Source organism: Janthinobacterium sp. 75 (assembly GCF_004365495.1).
GTDB lineage: Bacteria > Pseudomonadota > Gammaproteobacteria > Burkholderiales > Burkholderiaceae_D > Janthinobacterium.
The window spans coordinates 125209-149425 of record NZ_SORD01000001.1 but is presented as its reverse complement, the minus strand read 5'-3'; the positions used below and the strand labels follow the sequence as shown (position 1 = coordinate 149425).

Here is a 24217-nt window from a genome sequence, read left to right as displayed (position 1 = left end):
GAACGCTCCTTTACACTTCGCTGGCGATGGGATCCGTGCGCGCGATGGCGGCGCCACGGGTCGTGTTGCGGGTATTGTAATAGGTCGCGGCAATGCCGGAAGCGAGAATGATGCCGATGCCGGCCCAGCCGTGCCAGTCGAACAGGTCGCCAAAGATCACCACGCCCCAGAAGCTGGAAAAGACGATGCCAGTGTATTGCAGATTTGCAACCACGAGGGTCTTGCCCAGGCGATAGGCGCGCGTCATGGCCATCTGCGCCATGGTGGCGCACAGGCCGATGGCGGCCAGCAAGCCGATGCCGTAGCCGCTCGTGTGCGCGTGCCAGACGACGGGGCCGCCGCCGGCGCTGGCCACGTGGCCGATCACGCCGGCGAGGAAATTGACGACCGAGAAATAAAACACGACGCGGTATTCGGGTTCGCCCAGCAAGCCCAGCTTGCGCACTTGCAAGTAGGCGAGCGCAGACAGCATGCCGGAAATCAAGGCCGTGATGGCGCCAGCCAACTGGTCCGTCTCGAACACGGGTTGCAGCAGCAGGGTCACGCCGACAAAGCTCATGGCAATCGCTGCTACCAGCGGCCACTCGACTTGTTGCGTCGCTTTCCACCAGCCGCCCGCCAGCAGGATCACGGCGATCCAGATGGGCGCCATGTAATTGAGCGTCATGGCCGTGGCCAGCGGCAGGATGGCGATGGCATAAAACCACAGCCACAGGGCGATCACGCCCACCACGCCGCGCCACAGATGCTGGCCCGGCATCGTGGTTTTAAAGCTGCCGCCCTGGTACAAAATCGTGCAGCTCATGACGGTCATGCCGATGATGCCGCGGTACATGACGATTTCGGAGGTCGAATACATATCCGACGCCAGCTTGACGCACACGCCCATGATGGCAAACATGAAACTGGCGAATAACATCCATAGCGATTGCATGAGTAATCCTGGTGATGAAAATGAAAAAGGCCGCGCAATGCGGCCCTTGAGGGAATTACAGTTCGATATTGTTGCGGTACCACTCGTGGAAGTGCTGCATGCCGTCTTCCATGGGCGACTGGTAAGGCCCCACTTCGTTCTCGCCGCGCGCCATCAGGGCCTTGCGGCCGGCGTCCATGCGCAGGGCGATTTCATCGTCCTCGACGCAGGTTTCCATGTAGGCAGCCCGTTCCGCTTCGACGAAGTCGCGCTCGAACAGCACGATTTCTTCCGGGTAATAGAACTCCACCACATTGCGCGTTTTTTGCGGGCCGTCCGGCCACAGGGTCGAGACGATCAGCACGTGCGGATACCATTCGACCATGATGTTCGGATACAGGGTCAGCCAGATGGCGCCATACGGTGGCACTTCGCCACCACGGAATTGCAGCACCTGCTCCTGCCATTTTTTATAGGCGGGCGAACCGGCTTGCTGCAGGCCGCGGTGCACGCCTACCGTCTGCACGCTGTAATCCTTGCCGAATTCCCAGCGCAGGTCGTCGCAGCTGACAAAGCTGCCCAGGCCCGGGTGGAACGGTTCCACGTGATAATCCTCGAGGTAGACTTCGATGAAAGTCTTCCAGTTGTAATCGCACTCGTGGATTTCCACGTGGTCGAACATGTAGCCGGAAAAATCGAGGTCTTTCGAGACGGATAAATCTTTCAATTTTTCCATCACGTTGTAGCCATTTTGCTCGAATAACAAGCCATTCCAGCTTTGCAGCGGCGTTTTCGACAGGTTCAGGCACGGCGTCTCGGGGAAATGCGGCGCGCCGATCAATTCACCCTTGAGGTCGTAAGTCCAGCGGTGCAGCGGACAGACGATATGGTTCGCATTGCCGCGGCCATTGAACATCAGCGCCTGCCGGTGGCGGCACACATTGGACAGCACTTCGATGCCATTGGCGTTGCGCACGAGCATGCGCCCTTCGTTCTCAGACGCCAGGGTCGCAAAATCGCCGGTTTCCGGCACCATCAGTGCATGCCCGACATAGCGCGGGCCGGCTTGGAACAATTGCTGCATTTCACGCTGCAACAGCGTTTCGTCAAAATAGACGTGGACCGGAAGTTGCGCGTTTGAACGCGCCAGCTTGGCGTGAGTAGCCAGATCGGACATCCCAACCCCCCATAAATGTACAACGGTCAGCAGTGCCCCAGGCCATTCCCTGGGCAACCGCTACAGAGAGAAAGAATCCGCAAAGACCTGAATTCAAATTTGTTGAAACGGTATTTCGGACAGAACCGGCGATTATAGCGCGTATCGGCCTCGGCATTGCCAATCCCCCCCGGTAAATACGCTATTAATGAGAAACATTGTCATTTACCGTCTCATTTCCAGCGAATAGGGGCGATTGCGCTAGAATTCACTGCCAAGCTGGTAACGTCTTCCCCGTTGAGCACGCCGATTGCGCTTTAGTTTTCACTTAATAGTGTGGTTTGTTCTAAAATAACGCTTCTATGCTGGCCGGGAGTCCCCGGCGTCTCCCTACATACCCCTCGTGCCACGAAGAGATCTGAGTCTATGTCGAAGAAATTAACTGCCGCTGCCGCAGCGCCGGCCTCGTTTGAAGAGGCAATGGCGGAACTGGCGCAGCTGGTAACGCAAATGGAAGCGGGCCAGTTGCCGCTGGAAGCATCGGTCGCGGCGTATCAGCGCGGCTCGGAACTGGTCAAGTATTGCGCGACCCAGCTCGATAGCGTCGAAGCGCAGGTGAAAGTACTGGAAGGCGACATGTTGAAACCGTTCGTGGATGCCGGCGAGGCCGCACTATGATGGCCAGCGTACAACAGGACGGCGTGACTTTCGGCGACTGGATGCAAAGCACCCAGTCCGGCGTGGAAGGCAGGCTCGACCAATTCCTGCCTTCGGCCGATACCGTGCCGCACAAACTGCACGCGGCCATGCGCTATGCGCTACTGGGCGGTGGCAAGCGCGTGCGTCCGCTGCTGGTGATGGCGGCCGGTGAACTGTTTGACGCCGATCAAGATACCCTGGCGCGCGCTGCTTGCGCGCTGGAAATGATTCACGTGTATTCGCTGGTGCACGACGACATGCCTTGCATGGATGACGATGCCTTGCGCCGTGGCAAGCCCACCGTGCACATCGCCTACGATGAAGCGACGGCCCTGCTGGTGGGCGACGCGCTGCAATCGCAGGCGTTCATGCTGCTGGCAGACGGCGCGGCGATTCCTCCGGCGCGGCAAATGGCCATGATCAAGCTGCTGGCGCACGCCTCCGGTTCCTTTGGCATGTGCGGCGGCCAGGCGATCGACCTCGACAGCGTCGGCCAGGCCTTGACCTTGCCGCAGCTGGAACAGATGCATCAACTGAAAACGGGTGCCTTGCTGCGTGCGGCCGTGATGCTTGGCGCGCTGGCAGGCAAGGACTTGACGCCAGACGAGATGACGGCGCTGAACGCGTATGCGCGCGCCGTGGGACTGGCGTTCCAGGTGGTCGACGACGTGCTCGACGCGACGGCCGATTCGGCCACTCTGGGCAAGACGGCGGGCAAGGATGCGGCGGCCAACAAGCCGACCTACGTATCGATTCTGGGGCTGGAGCCATCGAGAGCCCTGGCAGAACAATTGCGGTGCGACGCCCATGCGGCGCTGGCGCCATTCGGGGACAAGGCACGCCGTTTGCGCGAGCTGGCGGACCTGGTCGTGCAGCGGAAGGCATAAATGAAACTGTTAGAAACCATCAATGAACCAGCGCAAGTGCGCAAGCTGGCCCGCTCGCAACTGGTGCCGCTGGCCCAGGAATTGCGCAGCTTCCTGCTCGACTCCGTTTCCAAGACGGGCGGCCATCTGTCGTCCAACCTGGGCACGGTCGAGCTGACTGTCGCGCTGCACTACGTCTTCAACACGCCGCACGACCGCATCGTCTGGGACGTGGGCCACCAGACCTATTCGCACAAGATCCTCACGGGCCGGCGCGAGCGCATGCATACCCTGCGCCAGAAAGACGGCATTTCCGGCTTCCCGAAGCGCGACGAGAGCGAATACGACACCTTCGGCACGGCGCACTCGTCAACGTCCATTTCCGCAGCGCTGGGCATGGCGCAGGCCGCCAAGATCAAAGGCGACCCGCTGCACGCGATCGCCGTGATCGGCGACGGTTCGATGACGGCCGGCATGGCCTTCGAGGCGATGAACAATGCCGGCGTGCAGGAAGACGTCAACCTGCTGGTGATCTTGAACGACAACGATATGTCGATCTCGCCGCCCGTGGGCGCGCTGAACCGCCACCTGGCGCGTTTGATGTCGGGCCAGTTCTATGCGGCGGCTAAAAATGTCGGCAAGTCCGTCTTGCCCGGCCCCGTGCTGGAACTGGCGAAACGCTTCGAAGAACACGCCAAGGGCATGGTCGTGCCCGCCACCATGTTCGAGGAATTCGGTTTTAACTATATCGGTCCCATCGATGGTCACGACCTCGATTCGCTGATCCCGACCTTGCAAAATATCAAGCAATTGAAGGGTCCGCAATTCCTGCACGTGGTCACCAAGAAGGGGCAGGGCTACAAGCTGGCCGAGGCGGAGCCTATCCTGTATCACGGCACGGGCAAGTTCAACCCGGCCGAAGGCATCAAGCCGGCGACGGCACCGGCCAAGATGACGTACACGGAAGTGTTCGGCAACTGGCTGTGCGACATGGCTGCGCACGACAAGCGCCTGGTGGGCATCACGCCGGCCATGCGCGAAGGCTCGGGCATGGTCAAGTTCGAACAGCAATTCCCCAACCGCTACTTTGACGTGGGTATTGCCGAGCAGCATTCGGTCACCTTCGCCGCTGGCCTGGCTTGCGAAGGCTTGAAGCCCGTCGTGGCCATTTATTCAACTTTCCTGCAGCGCGCCTACGATCAGCTGATCCACGACGTGGCGCTGCAAAACCTGGACGTGACGTTCGCGCTGGACCGCGCCGGCCTGGTGGGCGCCGACGGCGCCACGCACGCGGGCAACTACGACATGGCGTTTTTGCGCTGCATTCCGAACATGGTCGTCATGGCCGCGTCCGATGAAAATGAATGCCGGCAAATGCTCACCACGGGCTACCACTATCCGGGCCCGGCCGCGATCCGCTATCCGCGCGGCGCCGGTGCCGGCGCGGCCATCGTGCCGGAACTGACGGGCATTGAGATTGGCAAGGGCGAGCTCAAGCGCCACGGCAAGCGCATCGCCATCCTGGCTTTCGGTTCCATGGTGGCACCTGGCGTGGCGGCGGGCGAGAAGCTCGACGCGACGGTCGCCAACATGCGCTTCGTCAAGCCGCTCGACGTGGCGCTGGTGAAACAGCTTGCCGCTGAGCACGATTACCTGGTGACGGTGGAAGAGGGCTGCATCATGGGCGGCGCCGGTTCGGCCGTGGCGGAAGCGCTGGCGGCCGAAGGCATCGTCAAGCCGATTTTGATGCTGGGCTTGCCGGACGTCTTCATAGACCATGGCGACCCCGTACAGCTGCTGAAAAGCGTGGGCCTCGATGCCACCGGTATCGCCGCCTCGATCGAGCAGCGCTTTGGCGGCAGCCAGCCGCGCCTGTCCGCCGTCAGCTAAGTTGGCTTGCATACGGAAAAGCGACACTGCGGTGCCGCTTTTTTTTCGTCCAGCGGGATTTTACGCTGCACTGCAACATTATTCACCCGGGAATGCTACGATGACGCTTTGATACTCTTTCAAAGTCAAACTTGCATTTCAGGAAACTTCACCGCCGTTCACGCGCACTGGCCGGCCGCTGGCTGACTGGCATGCACGCCTATACCGACAAACTGGTACAACGCCGTCCCCTGTGGATGGTCACCCTGGCCATCGACGAAACGAATCTGTCCGAAGGATTGCGGGCGGCTTGCGCCTCGAGCGCCATGTTGCTCTTGGGCCTGCTGTTCGACCACCCCGATTTTTCCTGGGCCGCCATCGGCGCCTTCTGGACTTGCCTGGCCGATGCGGCCGGAACGCGGCGCATGCGCTTCGTCTCGATGGTGGGCTTCGGCCTGCTGTCGACGGTGGCCGGCGGCCTGACGGCGCTGGCGGCCGGCCATGGCGCGGCGGCCGCCGCCGTTGCCGTGCTGCTGTTTTCCTGGGCCGGCGCACTGGCGCGCATCTGGGGCGCGGCCACGGCGCAAGTGGCCATCCTGGCGGCCACGGCCTGCGTCGTGATGGTCACGCATCCGCTGGCATCGATGACGCAGACTGCGCCTTTCCTGGGGCTCTACATGTTTGGCTGCCTGTTTGCCACCGTGCTCAGTTTTACGGTCTGGCGCATCCACCCGTTTAGCCCGGCCCGGCGCGCGATACGCGCCGCGTACTCGCGCCTTGCCGGTATTGCGCGCGACAATGCGCGCTTCCTGGCGCAAGGTCTGGCATTGCCGGACGCGGCCGCGCATGGCGCCAGCTACCGTTCGCAGGCGCGCGCTGCGCTGGAAGCGGCGCGGGTGGCGCTGGCCGCCGTGCCGCCCGCGCGTGCGGGCCGTAGCGCCCTGTACGACAACCTGCTGCTGGCGCTTAGCGACGCCGAGCGCGTCTTCGCCTATCTGATCGCTGTCACGCATACGTGCGAGCGCGATCAGCAGCGTCTGCGCCAGGACCCGCGCGCGCGGCGCAGCCTGGAAGTGATGGCCGTGCTGTTGCGCCGCCTGGGGCAAGCCGTGCAGCGCCAACCGGAAACGCCGCCTCTGGAATTGCAGCGCCGCCTGGCTGGCTGCGGACGGCGCCTGGAAGCGGCGCTTGGCGCCTTGCTGCCCTTGCGCCTGAACGTGGACTTCATGGAACTGGGCTTGCCGCGCGCGGCGCAGCTGCCGTGGCGCGAGGCGGCTTTCCTGGCGCTGGGGCAGGCGTGGCAGACGGCAAAAGTCAACGCCACGCCGCAGTCGCTGAGCTGGCGCCATGCGGCGCGCGTGTCGCTGGCGACGACGGCCGGCTTCCTGCTGGTCGAGGCCTTGCATATTCCATTCGGTTACTGGGCGACCATGGCCACCTTGCTGATCTTGCAGCCATCCGTATCGACCACCTGGCCGCGCGGCATCGAGCGGGTCGCTGGCAGCGTGCTGGGCGCCGTGCTGGCCGTGCTGATCGGCCTCGCCGTGCACACCCCGCTGGCGATCTCGCTGGTGGTGTTTCCCCTGATCGTCGCCACCATGGCCTTGCGCCGCGTCAGCTACAGCCTGCACGTGCTGTTCATGACGCCGGCTTTCGTGCTGGTGGCCGACTATGCGGCGCCCGCCAGCGAGATGGTGTATGCCGCGAGCCGCCTGGGCAACAATGTGCTCGGTTGCATGCTGGCCCTGCTGGCCACGTTTTTCCTGTGGCCGGACCGCGAGGCGGACGACCTGGACCAGCGCCTGGCGAAAGCCGTGTCGGCCAACCTGAAATACCTGCTGGCCGTGCTGGCGGCGGGCGGACGCTGGGATAGCGCCATCGCGCGCTTGCGCCGCGAGGCGGGGCTGGCCAGCAATAACGCGGAGCAGGTGCTGCAGCGCCTGCGCATCGAACGCCGCCTGGACCGCAGCAGCGGCGTAGGCCTGGCGGCACTGCGCACATTGCCGCTGCTGCGCCGCGTGGCGGGCAGCACGGCGCGCATCAGTTTGAGTCCCCAGGCCGAGCCGGCGCCGCCCCAGCTGCAGCAATGGATTGCCGCCGTCAGCGGGGAAATCGATGCGCTGCTGCGCGGCGAATCGGGCACGCCTTCCCCCGCGCCCTGCGCCAGCGACGGCTTGACAGCCCTGCAAGCCGACGCCGTGGCTCAGGTGCAGCTGCTGCGTGGCTTGCTGCGCGAGCATATGCAGGCGCAAGCGCAAGCGCAGGGGAAGCGGGAAAAATTGACGCAGGTCGCCGAATAGACTACGGCTGTCCGGTTTCGCTTTGTCGCTGCCAGGCTTGATGGTTATCATTTGTCGATGCCAGCGTATAAAACAGGAATGAGCGACGTGGATAGATTGACAGCGGGGAAGACATGCCGGGTGGCCGCTGCCGTGCTGGCCATGGTCTTGGGATTGCCGGCAGGCGGCGATGTCGCGGCGCGCGAGGACCCAGCTGTCGTTTGCGCCAGCGCAAGCGGCTGGGACATGGCCTGTTTGCGCCAGGTCTATGTCCAGCCCATCGCCAACTGGCCTGGTCCTCAGTTACCCGCTGGCGTGGCGGCTGCGGAAATGGCGCCCGTCTCCGCCATTCCCGTGGTCCCCGTGGCGCCGGCCATCGTGGCGCTGGGGCAGCGCCTGTTCAATGATCCCCGTTTGTCGCGCTCGAATGCGGTGGCCTGCATTAGCTGTCACAGTCCAGCCTACAGTTTCGCCGACAGCAAGCGAGTTTCCGTGGGGCACGAAGGGCGCCTGGGCCAGCGTAATGTGCCGGGCTTGCTGGGCGTGGGCCAGATCACGCCGCTGTTCTGGGATGGCCGCGCCAGTAGCCTGGAAGAGCAGGCGCTGGGACCTTTGCAGCATCCGGATGAAATGGCGGCCGTGGCTGCGCAATTGCCCGCCAAGCTGGCTGCGCTGGACGACTACGCGGCGCAATTCGATGTGGCCTTCGGTCAGGGCGCGGGCGTGACCCTGTCGCGCATGTTGACGGCGCTGGCCGATTACCAGCGCACCCTGCTGCCGCCCGTCACGCGCTTCGATACTTTCCTGGAAGGCGAACGCACGGCCTTGACCGATCGCGAACTGCTGGGCCTGCACCTGTTTCGCACCAAGGCGCGCTGCATGACGTGCCACAGCGGCGCCTTGCTGACGGACCAGCAATTCCACAACCTGGGAATGAGCAATTACGGCAGCCGCAAGTATGAAGATCTGGGGCGCTACCTGGTGACGGGCAAGAATGAGGATGTGGGCAAGTTCCGCACACCGGGCCTGCGCGGCGTGGCGCAATCGGGGCCGTGGATGCACAATGGCGCATTCGCGCAGATGGTGGGCATGTTGAATATGTACAACGCGGGCATGTCGCGCCCCGAGCCACAAAACGCGCAGCAGGCGGCCGATCCGAAGTTTCCCGTCACATCGACGCTGCTGCAGCCATTGCAGCTGACGTCCGATGAAATCATTGCGCTGAAGAGCTTTCTGGAAGCCCTGTAGCCGCTCGGCCGGTTGCGCCCGCAACCGGCCTTTTCCTGCCTGCGGCGCCATATTGTATAGACGTTTGGCGCGCCGTAATCTCTCCAAATGCCACATTCCACAGGCTTCGCCGATATATTTTCTAAAATAGAAATTTATCTATAGGAAATGTTGACTCTAAAATAAGTGCGGTCTATAGTCGATTTTGTAGCAAGCTTATTCGGTATGCGCAGCAGCCGGACACGGGTTGTGGACAGGACGGTGCCTTTGTTGGCCGTGATTTTTTTTCAACCATAGTAGATGTCGTCGCAGACAAGGGAAGCGCTCACGATGCAGAAAAAACTGAAAACCACGGCGCTGTACCTGGTGATCCTGGCCGCCGGCCTGGGCAGCGGTTATGGCCTGTCCTTGCTGCCTGGTCTATTCAAATCGACTTACACGGAAGGTAATTACGCCGCGTATCTCCCGAATGCCCAGGCGAAGGTGGTGTTGTACGGCACGGACTGGTGCGGCTATTGCGCCAAGACCCGTGCGTATTTCAAGGAAAACAAGATCGAATTCGTCGATCTCGATATCGAGAAATCCCCGGCAGCAAAAAAAGCCCATGAGGAACTCGGCGGCGGCGGCGTGCCCGTGGTGCTGATCGGCAACCGCAAGATCCAGGGTTTCAATACGGGTGCGCTGGAAGCGGCGCTGAAGAAAATCTGACGTTACAGTTTTTTAACTTGAAAGGCTCGCCATGTTCAAAAAGATTGCCGTTTTCCTGTTTGCCGCCGGCGCCGCGCTGTCCTTCAGTGCCCAGGCATTTGGCCCGGACTGCACCTTTGTCTGCGATCGCAACCTGCTCGATTGCGTGGAATTCGGCCAGCCGGCCTGCATCGAAAACTATCAGGCTTGCCAGAAGGAATGCCTGCGCCCACCGCGTCAGTGACGCGCGGATGCACTACCAGCTGATGGATGGCGCGTAAGAGACGGCGCGCCATGGATGTCTGTGATCGTCTGTCAATTCAACAGGAGTACTTATGTTCAAAAAACTGGGTTTCTTTTTGTTTGCCATGGGCGTCAGCGCCTCGTACGCGATGGCCGGTGGCGGCGAGGCGGAATGTTATACGCAATGCGATGAGGGGCTGGAGCAGTGCATGATCAACCGGCCGACGTCGTCCGGCGCCTGTACCAAGATTCATCGCATGTGCTATCAACGCTGCGACCAGGTAAATCAATAAGCACGGCGCGCGGCGAGGCCTGTTCTTGCAGGCCTGGCCGCGCCTATTTTGTCTCAGCCCCGCGTGCGGTCATGCCGCCACAGTACATCGCTGCCGCCGGCAAATCGGTTCAGCACGCGCGACAGCACGAACAGCAGGTCCGACAGGCGGTTCACGTACTGGCGCGGATGCTCATGAAGGGTTTCCGCATTGGCCAGCGTGACGATGCTGCGCTCGGCGCGGCGGCATACGGTGCGGCACACATGCGCCAGCGAGGCGGCGCGCGAACCGGCCGGCAGGATGAATTCACTCAAGGCCGGCAAGTCCGCATTGTATTTCGCCAGTAAATCATCGAGGCGCAGCACGTGCTCTTCCTTGATCAGCTGATAGCCGGGGATGCAGATTTCGCCACCCAGGTCGAACAGATCGTGCTGGATGGCCACCAGCTCCTCGCGCAAGGCGTCGGGCATGGCTTCGCACAGCAGCAAGCCGATATTTGAATTGAGTTCGTCCACGTCACCCATGGCGTGGATGCGCGCGCTGTCCTTGCTGGTGCGGCTGCCGTCGCCCAGGCCGGTGCTGCCATTGTCGCCCGTGCGCGTGGCGATTTTCGAAAGTCGGTTACCCATGATGCCGATCCTGTCAAAGAAGAATGGGGGCAGCATACGACACTGCGCGCCGCCTGGCTGCGGATTTGGCTGCAAATCGGACAAAAAATGCGCTGCGCGCCACTTTTGTGCTTACAATCGTTGCACGCCCATGCCTTTTTGCCCCCATCTTATGCTCAATGCTGCCCCTGAATCCGGATTGACCGCTGCGCGCCAGCAAGCCGTCGTTGCGGCCCTGCTGGCCGTGCTGCCTGCCCGCTGCGTGCTGTCCGACGCCGAAGATACGCGCCCGTATGAATGCGACGGCCTGGCCGCCTATCGCCAGTTGCCGATGGTGGTCACCCTGCCGGATACGGAAGAGCAGGTCATCGCCATCCTCGGCGTCTGCCGGGAACTGAAGGTGCCGATCGTGCCGCGCGGCGCCGGCACGGGCTTGTCGGGCGGCGCCTTGCCCATCGCCGATGGCGTGGTGCTGTCGACGGCGCGCCTGAACCGCATCGTGCGCCTGGATGCCTACGCGCGCACGGCCGTGGTCCAGCCGGGCGTGCGCAATCTGGCCATTTCCGAAGCGGCCGCGCCCTACGCGCTGTACTACGCACCCGATCCGTCCTCGCAGATCGCCTGCAGCATCGGCGGCAACGTAGCGGAAAATTCGGGCGGTGTGCATTGCCTCAAATACGGCTTGACCGTGCACAATGTGCTGCGCGTGCGCGTTGTTACCATCGCTGGCGATGTGCTGGAACTGGGCGGCGAATGCCTGGACTCGCCCGGCCTCGACCTGCTGGCCGTCTTCATCGGCTCCGAAGGCATGCTGGGCATCGTCACGGAAGTGACGGTCAAGCTGATACCGAAACCGGCTACGGCGCGTGTCATCATGGCCTCGTTCGGCGACGTCGTCACGGGTGGCAATGCCGTGGCCAACGTGATCGCCGCCGGCATCATTCCGGCCGGGCTGGAAATGATGGACCAGACGTCCTCGCGCATGGTCGAACCGTTCGTCAAGGCCGGCTACGACACCGACGCGGCGGCCATTTTGCTGTGTGAGGCTGATGGCACGCACGAGGAAGTGGAAGAGGAAATCGCCCGCATGACGGCCGTGCTGGAAGGGGCGGGCGCCAGCGCCATCGCCGTCTCGCAGTCGGAAGCGGAGCGCATGAAGTTCTGGTCCGGCCGCAAGAACGCCTTTCCCGCCGCTGGTCGCATCTCGCCCGACTACTACTGCATGGACGGCACCATCCCGAGAAAAAAACTGGCGGAAGTCCTGACGGGCATCGCCGGCATGGAAACGACACATGGCTTGCGCTGCGCGAATGTGTTCCACGCGGGAGATGGCAATTTGCACCCGCTGATCCTGTTCGACGCCAACAAGCCCGGTGAATTCGAGCGCGCCGAAGCGTTTGGCGCGGACATCCTGGCTCTGTGCGTGGCCGTCGGCGGCACCATCACGGGCGAGCATGGCGTGGGCATGGAAAAGATCAATTCCATGTGCGTGCAGTTTACGCGCGCCGAACTCGATGCCTTCTTTGCCGTCAAGCGCGCGTTTGATCCTCACACCTTGCTGAACCCGGACAAGGCGATCCCCACCTTGAACCGCTGCGCCGAATTCGGCAAGATGCATGTGACCGCAGGACGCCTGCCGTTCGCCAACCTGCCCCGTTTTTAACCGCCGGAGACTCCCTTGCAAGCAATCGTGGAACAATTCAGGCAGACCATCCTGGCCGCCAGCGCAGCGGGCAGTCCCGTGCGCCTGCGCGGCGGCGGTACGAAAGACTGGTATGGCCAGCAATTCGACGGCGAGGTGCTCGATACGCGCGCGTATGCGGGCATCATCGACTATGAACCAACGGAGCTGGTGATCACGGCCCGCTGCGGCACGCCGCTGGCGGAGATCGAGGCGGCGCTGGCCGCGCGCAACCAGATGCTGGCCTTCGAACCACCGCATTTCGGCTCGCAAGCCACGGTGGGCGGCGTCGTCGCCAGCGCGCTTTCCGGGCCGCGCCGCGCCAGTGCGGGCGCTTTACGTGATTTTGTGCTGGGTGCCGTGCTGATGGATGGCCATGGCGAACGCCTGGCGTTTGGCGGGCAGGTGATGAAAAACGTGGCTGGCTACGATGTCTCGCGCCTGCTGGCCGGCTCGCTGGGGACCTTGGGCCTGATCCTGGAAGTGTCGCTGAAGGTGCTGCCCTTGCCCTTGCGCGAAGCGACGTTTCGTCTGGCGTGCGCTGAAATCGCCGCCTTGCGCCTGCTCAATGAATGGGCGGGCAAGCCGCTGCCGATATCGGCCAGCTGCTGGCACGACGGCGTGCTGACGGTACGCCTGTCCGGCGCCGAGGCGGCCGTGTCGGCGGCGCTGCGCACGCTGGACGGCGAACTGCTGGCAGCCGATGACGCGGCGGCCTTCTGGCTGGACGTGCGCGAACAGACGCATGCTTTCTTTGCGGGCGCGGGCAGCCTGTGGCGCTTGTCTCTGCCGCCGCACGCCAGTGCCGTGATTTTAAAGGGGCGCCAGCTGATCGAGTGGGGCGGGGCACAGCGCTGGTTGAAGCTCGACGGCGACGCCGATGCCGATAGCGCCCGGCACATTCGCCAGGCGGTGGCTGCGCTTGGGGGCCACGCCACCCTGTTCCGCGGCGGCGACAAGGCGGTGGGCGTGTTCCACCCGCTGGCGCCGGCCGTTGCCACCATCCACCAGCGCCTGCGGCAGGCTTTCGACCCTGCCGGCATCTTTAACCCGCACAGAATGTATTGAGCGCGCATGCAAACCAATCTCGCTGATTTCATCAAGAACACGCCGGCAGGCGACGAAGCCGAAGCCATCTTGCGCGCTTGCGTGCATTGCGGTTTTTGCACGGCCACCTGCCCCACCTACCAGTTGCTGGGCGATGAACTCGATGGCCCGCGCGGACGCATTTACCTGATCAAGCAAGTGCTCGAAGGCGCGCCCGTCACCGCCAAGACGCAGATGCACCTGGACCGCTGTCTGACCTGCCGCAACTGCGAGTCGACCTGCCCCTCGGGTGTGCAGTACGGGCGCCTGGTCGATATCGGCCGCAATGTCGTCGAGCAGCGCGTGCAGCGCCCCTTGCGCGAACGGGCCTTGCGCTTCGCCCTGAAGGAAGCCTTGCCACGCCGCTGGCTGTTTACGCCCGTGTACAAGGCGGGGCAGGCGCTGCGGCCCTTGCTCTCAAAAAGTTTGCAGGACAAATTGCGCCCGGGCGCCACCGCCGGCGCATGGCCCACGCGCCAGCACGCGCGCAGCATGCTGCTGCTTGACGGCTGCGTGCAGCCGGCCATGTCGCCGAACATCAACGCGGCCACGGCGCGCGTGTTTGATGCCCTGGGCGTGCAGCTGATCGTGGCGCCGAAGGCGGGCTGCTGCGGCGCGCTGCGCCATCACCTGAATGACCAGGAAGCGGCGCTGGATGACATGCGCCGCAATATCGACGCCTGGTGGCCGTATGTGGACAGCGCAGAAGCCATCGTCATGACGGCATCCGGCTGCGGGGCCACGGTCAAGGAATATGGACATCTGCTGGCGCACGATGCCCACTATGCGGAGAAGGCGCGGCGCATCGCCGCACTGACGCGCGATTTGTCCGAGATCATGCCGGCGTTTGAAACGGAGCTGGTGGACCTGCTGAAAGGGCGCATCGGCAAGCGAGTGGCGTATCACCCGCCCTGCACCCTGCAGCACGGCCAGCAGGTGCGCGGCAAGGTGGAGCAGGTGCTGCGCGCCGTCGGCGTCGATGTGCGCCTGTGCGCCGACAGCCATTTGTGCTGCGGTTCGGCGGGCACGTATTCGATTCTGCAACCGGCACTGTCGCAGCAGCTGCGCGACAACAAGGTGGCGAACCTGGAAGCGTGCGAGCCGGACATGATCGTGTCGGCGAATATCGGCTGCCTGAGCCACCTGCAGTCTGGCACCGAGACGCCCGTGCGGCACTGGATCGAGCTGATCGACGCGGCCTTGAACCCCTAAGAGCCTATTCCGGTAGGGAGCGCCAGCAGGAGATGTATTCATCTGCTGGAATCAGCTCTACATAGGCACTTCGCTGTACTGCGCGATGCGCCATTGCGGGGCTGGGACGAAATTGTTCGCCCATTCCACCACGGCGTCGGCCGGCATGGGGCGGGCGATGCCGTAGCCTTGCGCCAGGTCGCAGCCCAGCTGGATCAGGCGCGCGCCATGCTCGACGCTTTCCACGCCTTCGGCGATCACCGTCAAGCTGAATGACCGGGCCAGGCCGATGACGGCGCGCACCAGGTGCAGGTCGTCGCGGTCGTTGAGCATATTGCGCACGAAGCTCTGGTCGATCTTGACGATGTTTGCCGGCAGGCGCTTCAAGTAGGACATCGATGAATAGCCGGTGCCGAAATCGTCGAGGGCAAAGGTGATGCCCAGCGCCTGGCAGGCGCGGATGATGCGACGCACGTCCTGGATGTCGTGCAGGGCAGACGATTCGAGGATTTCCAGTTCCAGCATGCTGGCGCACACGCTGGGAAATTCGCCGAGGATGGTTTCCAGGCGCGAGACAAAGTCGGGTTGCTGGAAGTGGCGCGCCGCGATATTCACGCTGACTACCCAATGCTTGCCGCAAGCCGCCCAGCGATGCGTCTGCCACAGGGCCTGGCGCAGCACCCATTCGCCGATGTCGATGATCAAATCCGTCTGCTCCACCAGCGGCAGGAATTGCGCGGGCGCCAGCAGGCCGCGACGCGCATGCTGCCAGCGCAGCAATGCTTCCATGCCCACCACCGTGCCGGCGCGCATGTTCACCTTGGGTTGGTAATGCAGCCGCAGTTCGCCGTTGATCAGGGCCTGGCGCACTTCCGTGCGCTGGTTGTGCTGGGTACGCACTTCTTCATCGAGATTGGTGTCGAAGAAGTGGTACTGGTTGCGCCCCGTCAATTTCGCCTGGTAGACGGCGTGGTCGGCGTGGCGCAGCAGGCTTTCCGTATTCAAGTCCTTGCCCGCATAGACGGCGATGCCGACGCTGGCCGTCATGTGCAGCGCCTGCTGGTCGCACTGGTAGGGGTGGCTCAGTTCCTGCATCAATTGCGTGACGTTCTGTTCGATGCTGGCGATGTTGGCCTGGCCGCACAGCAGCATGACGAATTCATCGCCGCCCAGGCGCGCCGCGTAGTGGACCTGGCCCGTAAAACTGTGCAGGCGGGCAGCCACCTGCTTGAGAATTTCATCGCCCGCTTCGGCGCCGTGGCGGTCGTTGATGGCCTGGAAGTGGTCGAGGTCGAACAGGCAGACGGCCAGCAGGCGCTGGCGTTCGCGCGCCAGGAACAGTTCCTGTTCGAAGCGTGCGGCCAGCGCGGCACGGTTGGGTAAACCCGTCAGTACATCATTGTAGTTTTGCCACGACAGTTTTTGCAGCGCCTGCTGCATGTGCATGGTTTCGTTCAGCTGTTCGCCCAGCTGGCGCTGGCTGGTCTTCAGTGACGTCAACAGCTCTTCGACATCGCCCGCCATGCTGTTGAACGAGTCCGACACGGCTCGCGCTTCGGGCGTGGCGCCGACTGCCAGGCGCACGGCGAAATTGCCTTCGCGGAAGCGATCGGTCGCTTGCACGAGCCGCGCCAGCAGCCGGCGGTGCGACGCCAGGATCAAGCCCAGCAGGAGGAAGACCAGGGCGATATTGATGGTGCTGAGGACGGCCTGTTCGCGCACCCGGTGCCATACCTGCTCCAGAGGCAGTGCGGGCGTGTAGTGCAGGGCGAGGATGCCGTCGCCGCCGTCCGGCAGCGCCACCGTCAGGCGGCTGCGGATGGGCGTGATGCCAGCCAGGCGCGCGAACCAGGCGGGCACGCTGTCGGCCAGCGGTTTGTCGGCCAGCACTTCGACATGCCCGCCAGTTGTATCCCAGTGCGCGGAGGCGAGGCTGCGGTTCAGCGGCAGGGCGCTGCGCAGCACCTGGCGCACCTTGTCGTGCATCGCGTGACTGTTCGTGTGCACGGTCAGCGGCAGCACGCTATTGGCCAGGAACAGGTCGAGTTGTCGGGCATCGCTCTGATAGCGCGCGTTGGCCAGCGCGCTTTCCGTACCGAGCAGGGCGTGGTAGCGGACAGCGCAAACGGCGAGTATCAGGAAGAAAATAGGAATGAATAGGCGGGAATAAATGCCCATCCGCATCCATGAAGATATTATTTTCCCAAAGACTGGCATCGTTTTTTGATCGATATCTGCGAATAATTATGTCAACATTATCACCGAAATTTGCTATTGGAAACACAATATTGATATCAAGCATGAAATAAATGCAGATTGATTGATTTCAGCATTTATTGTTATAAATTAAAAGCATCGCATTGCTATTCCTGTAGCAATTGGCGAATATCGTCCGCCAGGCCGGCCGGTTTGCTGGCCGTCGCGTAGCGGCGAAATACGCTGCCATCCTTGCGCACCAAAAACTTGGTGAAGTTCCATTTGATCGATTGCGTGCCCAGTATGCCGGGCGCCGCCTGTTTCAATTGCGCAAACAGGGGATGGGCATGCGGGCCATTCACATCAACCTTGGCAAACAGGGGAAAGGTGACGCCGAAATTTTTTTCGCAAAAGGCTTTGATATCTCCGCGCGAACCCGGTTCCTGCTGGCGGAATTGATTGCAGGGAAAGCCCAGCACGACCAGGCCCTGCTCATGGAATTCGCGGTACAGCGCTTCCAGGCCCTGGTATTGGGGCGTGAAACCGCAGGCGCTGGCCGTGTTGACGATCAGCAGCACCTTGCCTCGGTATTGCGCCAGATCGACGGGCGTGCCGTCCAGCGCCTCGGCCTGGAAATCGTGGATGCTGCTCATGTCAGAGGAGTCCCAGTGTGGTGGCGTTCGCCGACGGCGCCGCTGCCGGTGCCATTGTGCCCTTCAGTTTGATCGCCAGGCGCAGGTCGTTGACGGAGTCCGCATTGCGCAGCGCATCTTCATGGCTGATGGCGCCCGCTTCGTGCAGGTCGAACAGGGCCTGGTCAAAGGTCTGCATGCCATGCTCGCGCGATTTTTTCATCAATTCCTTGATCTCGTGCACCTGGCCCTTGAAGATCAGCTCGCTCATCAGCGGCGAATTGAGCAGGATTTCCAGCGCCGCCTTGCGCCCGCCGCCTTCCTTGTTGGGGATCAATCGCTGCGAAATCATGCCCTTCAAATTAAGCGACAAGTCCATCAACAGCTGCTGGCGCCGCTCTTCGGGGAAGAAATTGATGATGCGGTCCAGTGCCTGGTTGGCGTTGTTCGCGTGCAAGGTCGCCAGGCACAGATGGCCCGTCTCGGCAAACGCGATGGCGTGGTCCATGGTGTCGCGGTCGCGGATTTCCCCGATCTGTATCACGTCGGGCGCCTGGCGCAGGGTGTTTTTCAGGGCCGTGGCCCAGTCGTCCGTATCGACGCCCACTTCGCGCTGGGTGACGATGCAGTTGCCGTGCGGATGGATGAATTCCACGGGATCTTCGATGGTGATGATATGGCCGTGGCTGTGGGCGTTGCGGTGACCCACCATCGCCGCCAGGGTGGTCGACTTGCCGCAGCCCGTGGCGCCCACCATGATGACGAGGCCCCGCTTGCTCATCACGATGTCTTGCAGGATGGCGGGCAAGCCCAGCGCGTCCAGGGAGGGGATGGCGGTATTGATCAATCGCAAGACCATGCCTGCCTGGCCCATCTGCACGAAGGCGGACACGCGGAAACGCCCCAGGCCTTCCGGGCTGATGGCGAAATTGGCTTCGCGGCTGGACTCGAACTCGGCGGCCTGGCGCGCATTCATGACGGCGCGCACGTAGCCTGCCGCCTGCTGCGCGGCGAGCGCGCCGCCGGCCAGCGGCGTCAGCTTGCCATCGAGCTTGATGGCGGCAGGAAAGCCTGCCGTGATGAACAGGTCCGAGCCGCCCCGAGCGCGCATCTGCGCCAGCAGCGCGTGCATGGCTTCATAGTGTTCGTGCGTCGTTTGCATGGCTTATCCGGGGAAGTTTTCAGGCGACTTGGCGGCCGCGCGGGCCGCTTCTGCGGAAATCGTGCCGCGCCGCACCAGGTCGGTGAGACATTGGTCCAGCGTCTGCATGCCTACGTTGCTGCCCGTCTGGATGGCCGAATACATCTGCGCCACTTTCGCTTCGCGGATCAGGTTGCGCACGGCCGGCGTGGCCAGCATGATTTCATGCGCGGCTACGCGGCCGTTGCCGTCCTTGGTTTTCAGCAAGTTTTGCGAAATGACGGCTTGCAAGGATTCTGACAACATGGCGCGCACCATTTCCTTTTCTTCGGCGGGGAAGACGTCGATGATGCGGTCGATCGATTTTGCCGCCGAGGAGGTGTGCAGGGTGCCGAACACCAGGTGGCCCGTCTCGGCCGCCGTCAGCGCCAGGCGGATGGTTTCCAGGTCGCGCAATTCGCCCACCAAAATCACGTCCGGGTCCTCGCGCAGGGCCGAACGCAGCGCGCTGCTGAACGAATGCGTGTGCGAGCCCACCTCGCGCTGGTTGATCAGGCATTTTTTCGGTTCATGCACGAATTCGATCGGGTCTTCGATGGTGAGAATATGGTGGTTCAGGCGTTCGTTGACGTGGTTCACCATGGCCGCCAGGGTGGTCGACTTGCCGGAACCCGTCGGGCCCGTCACCAGCACGAGGCCGCGCGGGCGCATGGCCAGCTCGCCGAAGATGCGTGGGGCGTTGAGTTCGTCCAGGGTCAGCACTTTCGACGGAATCGTGCGCAGCACGGCCGAAGCACCCCGTTCCTGGTTGTAGGCGTTGACGCGGAAGCGGGCCAGGCCAGGAATCTCGAACGAGAAGTCGCATTCCAGCGCTTCTTCATAGACCTTGCGCTGGCTGTCGTTCATGATGTCGTAGATCATGCTGTGCACTTCCTTGTGCTCGAGCGGGGCCACGTTCAGGCGGCGCACGTCGCCATGGACCCGTATCATCGGCGGCAGGCCGGAAGACAGATGCAAGTCGGAAGCCTTGTTGCTGACGGAGAAAGCGAGTAATTCGGAGATGTCCATTTATAATCCCTGTGCCTGCATTGATGGGCTGGCGCACTGTGCCGCCGCCCCTATACACTAGAAAATGATTATGTCCACAATCGAACAGAACTTGCAAGCCGTGCGCGACAGTATTGCGCAGGCCGCCTCTGACGCGCAGCGCGCGCCGACCGACGTGACCCTGCTGGCAGTCTCGAAGACCTTTGGCGCGGACGCCGTGCTGGCAGCGATGCGCGCGGGCCAGGCGGCGTTTGGCGAAAACTATTTGCAGGAAGCGCTCGACAAGATCGCCGCCGTCAAGCTTGCGCTGCCGCAAGGCGCACCCGTCTGGCACTTCATCGGCCCCATCCAGAGCAACAAGACGCGCCCCATCGCCGAACATTTCGACTGGGTGCACACGGTGGAACGGGAAAAGATCGCCGCGCGCCTGTCCGAACAGCGCCCGGCCGGCTTGCCGGACCTGAATATCTGTCTGCAAGTCAATATCAGCGGCGAGGCCAGCAAGAGCGGTGTGACGCCAGCGGAATTGCCGGCGCTGGCGCGCGCTGTGGCGCAGCTGCCCCGCTTGCGCCTGCGCGGCCTGATGGCGATTCCCGAGCCGGAAACGGATGTCTCCCTCCAGCGCCGGGCCTTTGCGCAATTGCGTGCGCTGTACGAACAATTGAAGGCTGAAGGGCTGGCGCTCGATACCCTGTCCATGGGCATGTCGGCTGACATGCGCGCCGCCGTGCTGGAAGGCGCCACCATCGTGCGCGTGGGCAGTGCCATCTTCGGTTCCCGTAATTACTCTCACTGATTGAATGAAAGCATCGCCATGACGACAGAATTGAATATCGCATTTGTGGGCGGCGGCAATATGGCTGCGGCTCTGATCGCCGGCCTGGCCGGCAAGTTGACCTTGGGCGGCAACATCCACGTGATCGACCCGCACGCGCCAGCGCTGGAAAAATTGCAGGCCCAATTCGGCGTCACGACGGCGATGCTTGCGGACGAAGCGCTGCGCGCCGTGGACGTGATCGTGCTGGCAGTCAAACCGCAAAGCATGCGCGAAGTGGTGGCGCAGTTGCTGCCCTTCCTCGATGGGGAACGGGCGCCATTGATCCTGTCGATCGCCGCCGGCATCCGCGCGCAAGACCTGTCGCGCTGGCTCGGTGATTATCCCGCCATCGTGCGCTGCATGCCGAACACGCCGGCCCTGATCGGCATGGGCATCACGGGCATGGTGGCCAGCAGCGGCGTCAGCGAGGAACAGAAAAAGACGGCGGACGCCATCCTGCGCGCCGTCGGCCAGACCGTCTGGCTCGACGACGAGGCGAAGATCGACCCTGTGACGGCCGTGTCGGGCAGCGGCCCCGCTTACGTGTTTTACTTTATCGAAGCGATGCAGCAGGCGGCCGCAGAACTGGGCTTGACGCCGGAGCAGGGCACGCAGCTGGCGATTGCCACCTTTACGGGCGCCGCGCAGCTGGCGGCGAACTCCAGCGAACCCGTGTCGCTGCTGCGCGAGCGCGTTACCTCGAAAGGGGGCACCACGTATGCGGCGCTGACCAGTATGGAAGAGAGCGGCGTCAAGGCTGCCATCGTCAAGGGCATCAAGGCGGCCGCGCAGCGGGGGCGCGAGATGGGGGACGAGCTGGGCAAATAAGTTCCGCTTACATCACCTTGACGGCGCGGCCGATGTATAAAATCGGCCCCGTCGGCCGACCCGTGGGCGAACCCGTAGCCGGTTCCAGCGTGATTTCAAACAGTTGCTCCGGCTGCAGCGGCGGCAGCTTGTCCAATGTCAACTTGACGGATTGACCCGGCTTGACCAGGCCCAGCGAGACGGGGGCGCCCCAGTCCTTGCCCTTGGTCCAGAATTGCAGGGCTTTTTGCTGCGGCACGCTAGTCGGGCCCAGCGGGATCAGGCTCAGGTCGCGGTTCTTGCCGCCGCGTCCGCCCGCCTGCACGATCCAGCCCGGCGATTTATCCTGCGGCGCCACCAGCACCACCAGGTAGCCGGGTCCGCTTGGCGCTTGCAGCTGCACCGTGACCAGCACGGCCAGCGCTGCCGTGGCCACCAGGCCGCCGCCGGCCAGCACGCGCCAGAAAGCCAGGCTGTTCCACCACGCTTGCCAGCCGCCCGCCTGCTGCACGGTTTTCGGCGTGAACAGGCTGGCGCTGATGCGTGGCCACAGTTGCGCAGAGGGCGCTGCGGGCGGCGCCAGCGTGGTCAATGGCAGCAGACGCTGTTCCCACGCAGCAACCGCGTCGCGCAGCGCTGGCTCGCGCGGCAAGCGCTGTTCCACTTCCGCGCGCTCGGCCAGTTCCAGGGTACCCAGCACGTATTGGCTGGCCAGCCTTTGCAATTCCTCGTCGCTATTCATCATCCCATGCACTCCCGCAAGGCGGCCAGCCCACGCTTGACCCAAGCCTTGACGGTGCCCAGCGGCGCTTGCAGGCGCTGCGCGATTTCGCTGTGGGAACAGCCATCCACGTAGGCGTACAGAATGCTATTGCGTTTGGATTCGTCCAGGTGACCGAGGCAATCGTGCAGCTTGCCCATGTCCGCCTGAAGGGCGTAGGCGTCGCCGGCATCATGGCCTTGTCGTTCGTGCAGCAGGGTTTCCACGGTATCCTCGTCGGCCGATACTTCATGGGCGCGGGCGCGCGCCACGTTCAGCGCCTGATGCCGCACCACCACATAGATCCAGCCCTTGCCGCTGCCGCGCGTGGCGTCGAAACTGCCGGCGCGGCGCCAGATGTTCAGGAAGGCGTCGTGCAGCACGTCTTCGGCCAGTGCCCGCTGGCGCACGATGCGCAGGGCCACGCCCAGCAGATAGCGGCTTTCTTGCTGGTACAGGCCGTGCAAGGCCTGCTGCTCGCCCCTGGCGCAGGCGCGCAGGGCGGCATCGTAATCGAACGGGGTGGCTAGCGTTGGCAAGGTGGGCGCAATCGTCAAGAGTTAACGGTTAGCAAGTTTTCAGTGCCGAGTATAGGCCAGAAACGGGCTTGCCAACCATCGTTTTCACTGATTTATGCGGCTTTCCAGAAGATATAGTCAGCCTGGTAGGGCACCCATTGCTTGACGCCAACGGTGTCCATGCCGCACGGCGTTGCCGGGGCCACGCCGCCGCTGGTGGCCACGCGCTGGATGTAGCTGACGCCCTGCATGGCGCCGCTGCCCGTGGCCGGATTGGCTTTCACCAGCTGATACGGGATATTGCCCGCGCCGGCGGGCGCCACGGCCACTTGCGTCGCCGTCACTTTCGAACCGTCCAGGTTGGCCCAAGTCGCAGGCGGACCGACATACGTGCCCACTTGCATGCCGCTGCGGTCGTTCAGGGCCGCATCCGGGCCCACGAAGACCCATTCATGGCCCGTCATGTCTTTTTTTACCTTGCATTCGTAGGCGATCTTGCCCACGCCTACAGTCTGCATGGCGACTTGGTGGCCATCGGGTACTTTAACGGCGTTCGGTAATTGTTCCTGCGAATAGCGCGCGCTCATGGGGGCGCAGGCGCTCAGCAGCAGGGCGGCGCTCAGCAGGGCGAAGGCGGGAACGGCGTGGCGTGGTGCGGTGTGGGCAAGCATGGCGAACTCCTGGTAGTTGGCTCAACCGGCTGGTTGATACCATGACTACCCATGGGCCTGTCATTTGGATGCAGCCAGGTAAAAATATTTTTCAGGGCGGAGGCGGCGCCTGCTTGCCGACGCGGTGCAACAGGGTGCGGATCAGGGGCAGGGCAGCGTTCGCATGCTTGAGCAGCGAGGCGCCAGCCAGCAGCAGCGGCACGAAACGCCGCGGGCGTACCAGCAGCAGGCCCAGCGCGGCGCCGCCCAGCATCAGGGGAATCTTGAAACGCGTGGCCAGGGTGTGGCGCAGATTGCCGCCTGTCAATGGTTCCAGCAACTGGCGCGTCTGCACGCCCAGGGCCAGACGCTGCAGCGTGCATTCGGCCAGCAGCGCGTCGCGCCGCTGCGCCAGGCTGGCGGCCGTGTGAACATGCGACAGTTTGGTGGGATGCGTGGTCATGGCCGCTCCGATTCCCGGCGCGCCAGCAGTTGCAGCTCGTCCAGGTCTTTGTTCAGTTCTGAAAGTGTGAAGGACAGCAGTTTCGGCTTGCTGCGGAAGCTGGCGCGCACGCCCAGCAGGGTGGCGAGGGCGGCAGTGATGAAGACGGCGGCCGTGATGGCGATGGCGGCAATGCGATGCGTGTCCCAGAATACGACGATGACGAGGAAGACCAGCAGCACCAGGCCGACAAACAGGCACAGCAGTGCCAACATGGCCAGCGCCAGATAGGACAGGAAGCGCAGCGACTCTTCTTCCATTTCCACGGCCGCCAGGGCCAGACGGGTCTGGACGATGGCGGCGAGGGTCGCTGCGACTTGGGCGACATGGTGCACGATAGCCATATGCTGCCTTTCGCGTCAGGAGACGG

Annotated in this window: 25 protein-coding genes; 13 read left to right on the top strand and 12 right to left on the bottom strand. The window is 63.1% G+C overall.

Going from position 1 to position 24217, the window contains the following annotated elements; all coding sequences use genetic code 11:
* Positions 1-10 precede the first annotated feature (10 nt).
* Both C8C89_RS00740 and C8C89_RS00735 read right to left on the bottom strand, forming a co-directional pair.
* Positions 11-934 (bottom strand): DMT family transporter, encoded by a 924-nt coding sequence (locus C8C89_RS00740; protein WP_133988652.1) that lies wholly within the window; start codon positions 932-934, stop codon positions 11-13.
* A gap of 55 nt (positions 935-989) precedes the next feature.
* Entirely contained in the window at positions 990-2090 is a 1101-nt protein-coding gene (locus C8C89_RS00735) for an aromatic ring-hydroxylating dioxygenase subunit alpha (RefSeq protein WP_101483854.1), read from the bottom strand.
* Positions 2091-2495: 405 nt separating this feature from the next.
* On the opposite strand from C8C89_RS00735, the gene C8C89_RS00730 reads away from it, so the two are divergent.
* The 8 genes from C8C89_RS00730 to C8C89_RS00695 all read left to right on the top strand — a co-directional run bounded on the left by C8C89_RS00730 (position 2496) and on the right by C8C89_RS00695 (position 10232).
* Positions 2496-2747, top strand: a complete 252-nt coding sequence (locus C8C89_RS00730; RefSeq protein ID WP_010394784.1) for an exodeoxyribonuclease VII small subunit — start codon at positions 2496-2498, stop codon at positions 2745-2747.
* The gene (locus tag C8C89_RS00725) at positions 2744-3655 is read left to right on the top strand and encodes a polyprenyl synthetase family protein (protein WP_243857858.1); all 912 of its coding nucleotides are present in this window, start codon (positions 2744-2746) and stop codon (positions 3653-3655) included. Before C8C89_RS00730 ends, C8C89_RS00725 begins: the two co-directional genes overlap by 4 nt.
* The gene (gene dxs, locus C8C89_RS00720; RefSeq protein WP_133988651.1) at positions 3656-5524 is read left to right on the top strand and encodes a 1-deoxy-D-xylulose-5-phosphate synthase; all 1869 of its coding nucleotides are present in this window, start codon (positions 3656-3658) and stop codon (positions 5522-5524) included. It begins immediately after the preceding gene.
* 191 nt (positions 5525-5715) lie between these two features.
* Complete coding sequence (locus C8C89_RS00715) at positions 5716-7803, top strand: FUSC family protein (protein WP_133988650.1); 2088 nt, start codon at positions 5716-5718, stop codon at positions 7801-7803.
* 87 nt (positions 7804-7890) lie between these two features.
* The gene (locus tag C8C89_RS00710; RefSeq protein WP_208327662.1) at positions 7891-9030 is read left to right on the top strand and encodes a cytochrome c peroxidase; all 1140 of its coding nucleotides are present in this window, start codon (positions 7891-7893) and stop codon (positions 9028-9030) included.
* Positions 9031-9339: 309 nt separating this feature from the next.
* A complete protein-coding gene (locus C8C89_RS00705; RefSeq protein WP_133988649.1) occupies positions 9340-9717 on the top strand; it encodes a glutaredoxin family protein in 378 nt (125 codons plus the stop codon).
* 31 nt (positions 9718-9748) lie between these two features.
* The gene (locus C8C89_RS00700) at positions 9749-9940 is read left to right on the top strand and encodes a hypothetical protein (RefSeq protein ID WP_101483857.1); all 192 of its coding nucleotides are present in this window, start codon (positions 9749-9751) and stop codon (positions 9938-9940) included.
* A gap of 91 nt (positions 9941-10031) precedes the next feature.
* Positions 10032-10232 carry a hypothetical protein gene (locus C8C89_RS00695; RefSeq protein ID WP_101483858.1) on the top strand — a complete coding sequence of 67 codons (201 nt, stop codon included), beginning with the start codon at positions 10032-10034 and terminating at the stop codon, positions 10230-10232.
* A 53-nt stretch (positions 10233-10285) separates the two neighbouring features.
* Here C8C89_RS00695 and C8C89_RS00690 read toward each other — a convergent pair whose 3' ends face one another.
* On the bottom strand, positions 10286-10840 hold the full coding sequence (locus tag C8C89_RS00690) for a cob(I)yrinic acid a,c-diamide adenosyltransferase (RefSeq protein WP_101484860.1): 555 nt from the start codon (positions 10838-10840) through the stop codon (positions 10286-10288).
* Positions 10841-10991: 151 nt separating this feature from the next.
* Here C8C89_RS00690 and C8C89_RS00685 point away from each other — a divergent pair, with 151 nt between their 5' ends.
* Genes C8C89_RS00685 through glcF form a run of 3 tightly spaced genes read left to right on the top strand, consistent with a single transcriptional unit; the run spans position 10992 to position 14798 of the window.
* On the top strand, positions 10992-12482 hold the full coding sequence (locus C8C89_RS00685; RefSeq protein ID WP_133988648.1) for an FAD-linked oxidase C-terminal domain-containing protein: 1491 nt from the start codon (positions 10992-10994) through the stop codon (positions 12480-12482).
* Between the two features lie 15 nt (positions 12483-12497).
* The gene (gene glcE, locus C8C89_RS00680; RefSeq protein WP_101483860.1) at positions 12498-13568 is read left to right on the top strand and encodes a glycolate oxidase subunit GlcE; all 1071 of its coding nucleotides are present in this window, start codon (positions 12498-12500) and stop codon (positions 13566-13568) included.
* Between the two features lie 6 nt (positions 13569-13574).
* On the top strand, positions 13575-14798 hold the full coding sequence (gene glcF / locus C8C89_RS00675; RefSeq protein ID WP_133988647.1) for a glycolate oxidase subunit GlcF: 1224 nt from the start codon (positions 13575-13577) through the stop codon (positions 14796-14798).
* Between the two features lie 57 nt (positions 14799-14855).
* On the opposite strand, the gene C8C89_RS00670 is transcribed toward glcF, so the two are convergent.
* From C8C89_RS00670 to C8C89_RS00655, 4 genes are all read right to left on the bottom strand, one after another.
* A complete protein-coding gene (locus C8C89_RS00670) occupies positions 14856-16955 on the bottom strand; it encodes an EAL domain-containing protein (RefSeq protein WP_133988646.1) in 2100 nt (699 codons plus the stop codon).
* 185 nt (positions 16956-17140) lie between these two features.
* Positions 17141-17626 carry a glutathione peroxidase gene (locus C8C89_RS00665; protein ID WP_133988645.1) on the bottom strand — a complete coding sequence of 162 codons (486 nt, stop codon included), beginning with the start codon at positions 17624-17626 and terminating at the stop codon, positions 17141-17143.
* Between the two features lies 1 nt (position 17627).
* Positions 17628-18767 carry a PilT/PilU family type 4a pilus ATPase gene (locus tag C8C89_RS00660; protein WP_133988644.1) on the bottom strand — a complete coding sequence of 380 codons (1140 nt, stop codon included), beginning with the start codon at positions 18765-18767 and terminating at the stop codon, positions 17628-17630.
* 3 nt (positions 18768-18770) lie between these two features.
* Positions 18771-19814 carry a type IV pilus twitching motility protein PilT gene (locus C8C89_RS00655; protein ID WP_133988643.1) on the bottom strand — a complete coding sequence of 348 codons (1044 nt, stop codon included), beginning with the start codon at positions 19812-19814 and terminating at the stop codon, positions 18771-18773.
* Between the two features lie 70 nt (positions 19815-19884).
* Between C8C89_RS00655 and C8C89_RS00650 the strand changes: the two genes are divergently transcribed.
* Both C8C89_RS00650 and proC read left to right on the top strand, forming a co-directional pair.
* A complete protein-coding gene (locus C8C89_RS00650; protein WP_133988642.1) occupies positions 19885-20589 on the top strand; it encodes a YggS family pyridoxal phosphate-dependent enzyme in 705 nt (234 codons plus the stop codon).
* 18 nt (positions 20590-20607) lie between these two features.
* Positions 20608-21438 carry a pyrroline-5-carboxylate reductase gene (proC, locus tag C8C89_RS00645; protein WP_133988641.1) on the top strand — a complete coding sequence of 277 codons (831 nt, stop codon included), beginning with the start codon at positions 20608-20610 and terminating at the stop codon, positions 21436-21438.
* A gap of 7 nt (positions 21439-21445) precedes the next feature.
* Here proC and C8C89_RS00640 read toward each other — a convergent pair whose 3' ends face one another.
* The 5 genes from C8C89_RS00640 to C8C89_RS00620 all read right to left on the bottom strand — a co-directional run bounded on the left by C8C89_RS00640 (position 21446) and on the right by C8C89_RS00620 (position 24191).
* Positions 21446-22162, bottom strand: coding sequence for an anti-sigma factor (locus tag C8C89_RS00640; protein WP_208327661.1), 717 nt, complete (start codon positions 22160-22162; stop codon positions 21446-21448).
* A complete protein-coding gene (locus tag C8C89_RS00635; protein WP_243857856.1) occupies positions 22159-22734 on the bottom strand; it encodes a sigma-70 family RNA polymerase sigma factor in 576 nt (191 codons plus the stop codon). The genes C8C89_RS00640 and C8C89_RS00635 overlap by 4 nt, the downstream gene beginning before the upstream one ends.
* Before the next feature lie 74 nt (positions 22735-22808).
* Positions 22809-23366 (bottom strand): DUF3455 domain-containing protein, encoded by a 558-nt coding sequence (locus tag C8C89_RS00630; RefSeq protein ID WP_133988640.1) that lies wholly within the window; start codon positions 23364-23366, stop codon positions 22809-22811.
* A gap of 91 nt (positions 23367-23457) precedes the next feature.
* Positions 23458-23808, bottom strand: a complete 351-nt coding sequence (locus C8C89_RS00625; protein ID WP_133988639.1) for a hypothetical protein — start codon at positions 23806-23808, stop codon at positions 23458-23460.
* Complete coding sequence (locus C8C89_RS00620; RefSeq protein WP_101483871.1) at positions 23805-24191, bottom strand: phage holin family protein; 387 nt, start codon at positions 24189-24191, stop codon at positions 23805-23807. Before C8C89_RS00620 ends, C8C89_RS00625 begins: the two co-directional genes overlap by 4 nt.
* Positions 24192-24217 lie beyond the last annotated feature (26 nt).

Coding starts and splice junctions, on each gene's coding strand:
- C8C89_RS00735 (WP_101483854.1), bottom strand. CDS start 2,090: ATGTCCGATCTGGCTACTCACGCCAAGCTGGCGCGTTCAAACGCGCAA.
- C8C89_RS00660 (WP_133988644.1), bottom strand. CDS start 18,767: ATGCAAACGACGCACGAACACTATGAAGCCATGCACGCGCTGCTGGCG.
- C8C89_RS00620 (WP_101483871.1), bottom strand. CDS start 24,191: ATGGCTATCGTGCACCATGTCGCCCAAGTCGCAGCGACCCTCGCCGCC.
- C8C89_RS00690 (WP_101484860.1), bottom strand. CDS start 10,840: ATGGGTAACCGACTTTCGAAAATCGCCACGCGCACGGGCGACAATGGC.
- C8C89_RS00625 (WP_133988639.1), bottom strand. CDS start 23,808: ATGACCACGCATCCCACCAAACTGTCGCATGTTCACACGGCCGCCAGC.
- C8C89_RS00640 (WP_208327661.1), bottom strand. CDS start 22,162: ATGATGAATAGCGACGAGGAATTGCAAAGGCTGGCCAGCCAATACGTG.
- C8C89_RS00670 (WP_133988646.1), bottom strand. CDS start 16,955: ATGGGCATTTATTCCCGCCTATTCATTCCTATTTTCTTCCTGATACTC.
- C8C89_RS00740 (WP_133988652.1), bottom strand. CDS start 934: ATGCAATCGCTATGGATGTTATTCGCCAGTTTCATGTTTGCCATCATG.
- C8C89_RS00650 (WP_133988642.1), top strand. CDS start 19,885: ATGTCCACAATCGAACAGAACTTGCAAGCCGTGCGCGACAGTATTGCG.
- glcF (WP_133988647.1), top strand. CDS start 13,575: ATGCAAACCAATCTCGCTGATTTCATCAAGAACACGCCGGCAGGCGAC.
- dxs (WP_133988651.1), top strand. CDS start 3,656: ATGAAACTGTTAGAAACCATCAATGAACCAGCGCAAGTGCGCAAGCTG.
- C8C89_RS00685 (WP_133988648.1), top strand. CDS start 10,992: ATGCTCAATGCTGCCCCTGAATCCGGATTGACCGCTGCGCGCCAGCAA.
- C8C89_RS00725 (WP_243857858.1), top strand. CDS start 2,744: ATGATGGCCAGCGTACAACAGGACGGCGTGACTTTCGGCGACTGGATG.
- C8C89_RS00655 (WP_133988643.1), bottom strand. CDS start 19,814: ATGGACATCTCCGAATTACTCGCTTTCTCCGTCAGCAACAAGGCTTCC.
- C8C89_RS00705 (WP_133988649.1), top strand. CDS start 9,340: ATGCAGAAAAAACTGAAAACCACGGCGCTGTACCTGGTGATCCTGGCC.
- C8C89_RS00730 (WP_010394784.1), top strand. CDS start 2,496: ATGTCGAAGAAATTAACTGCCGCTGCCGCAGCGCCGGCCTCGTTTGAA.
- proC (WP_133988641.1), top strand. CDS start 20,608: ATGACGACAGAATTGAATATCGCATTTGTGGGCGGCGGCAATATGGCT.
- C8C89_RS00630 (WP_133988640.1), bottom strand. CDS start 23,366: ATGCTTGCCCACACCGCACCACGCCACGCCGTTCCCGCCTTCGCCCTG.
- C8C89_RS00700 (WP_101483857.1), top strand. CDS start 9,749: ATGTTCAAAAAGATTGCCGTTTTCCTGTTTGCCGCCGGCGCCGCGCTG.
- C8C89_RS00695 (WP_101483858.1), top strand. CDS start 10,032: ATGTTCAAAAAACTGGGTTTCTTTTTGTTTGCCATGGGCGTCAGCGCC.
- C8C89_RS00715 (WP_133988650.1), top strand. CDS start 5,716: ATGCACGCCTATACCGACAAACTGGTACAACGCCGTCCCCTGTGGATG.
- C8C89_RS00665 (WP_133988645.1), bottom strand. CDS start 17,626: ATGAGCAGCATCCACGATTTCCAGGCCGAGGCGCTGGACGGCACGCCC.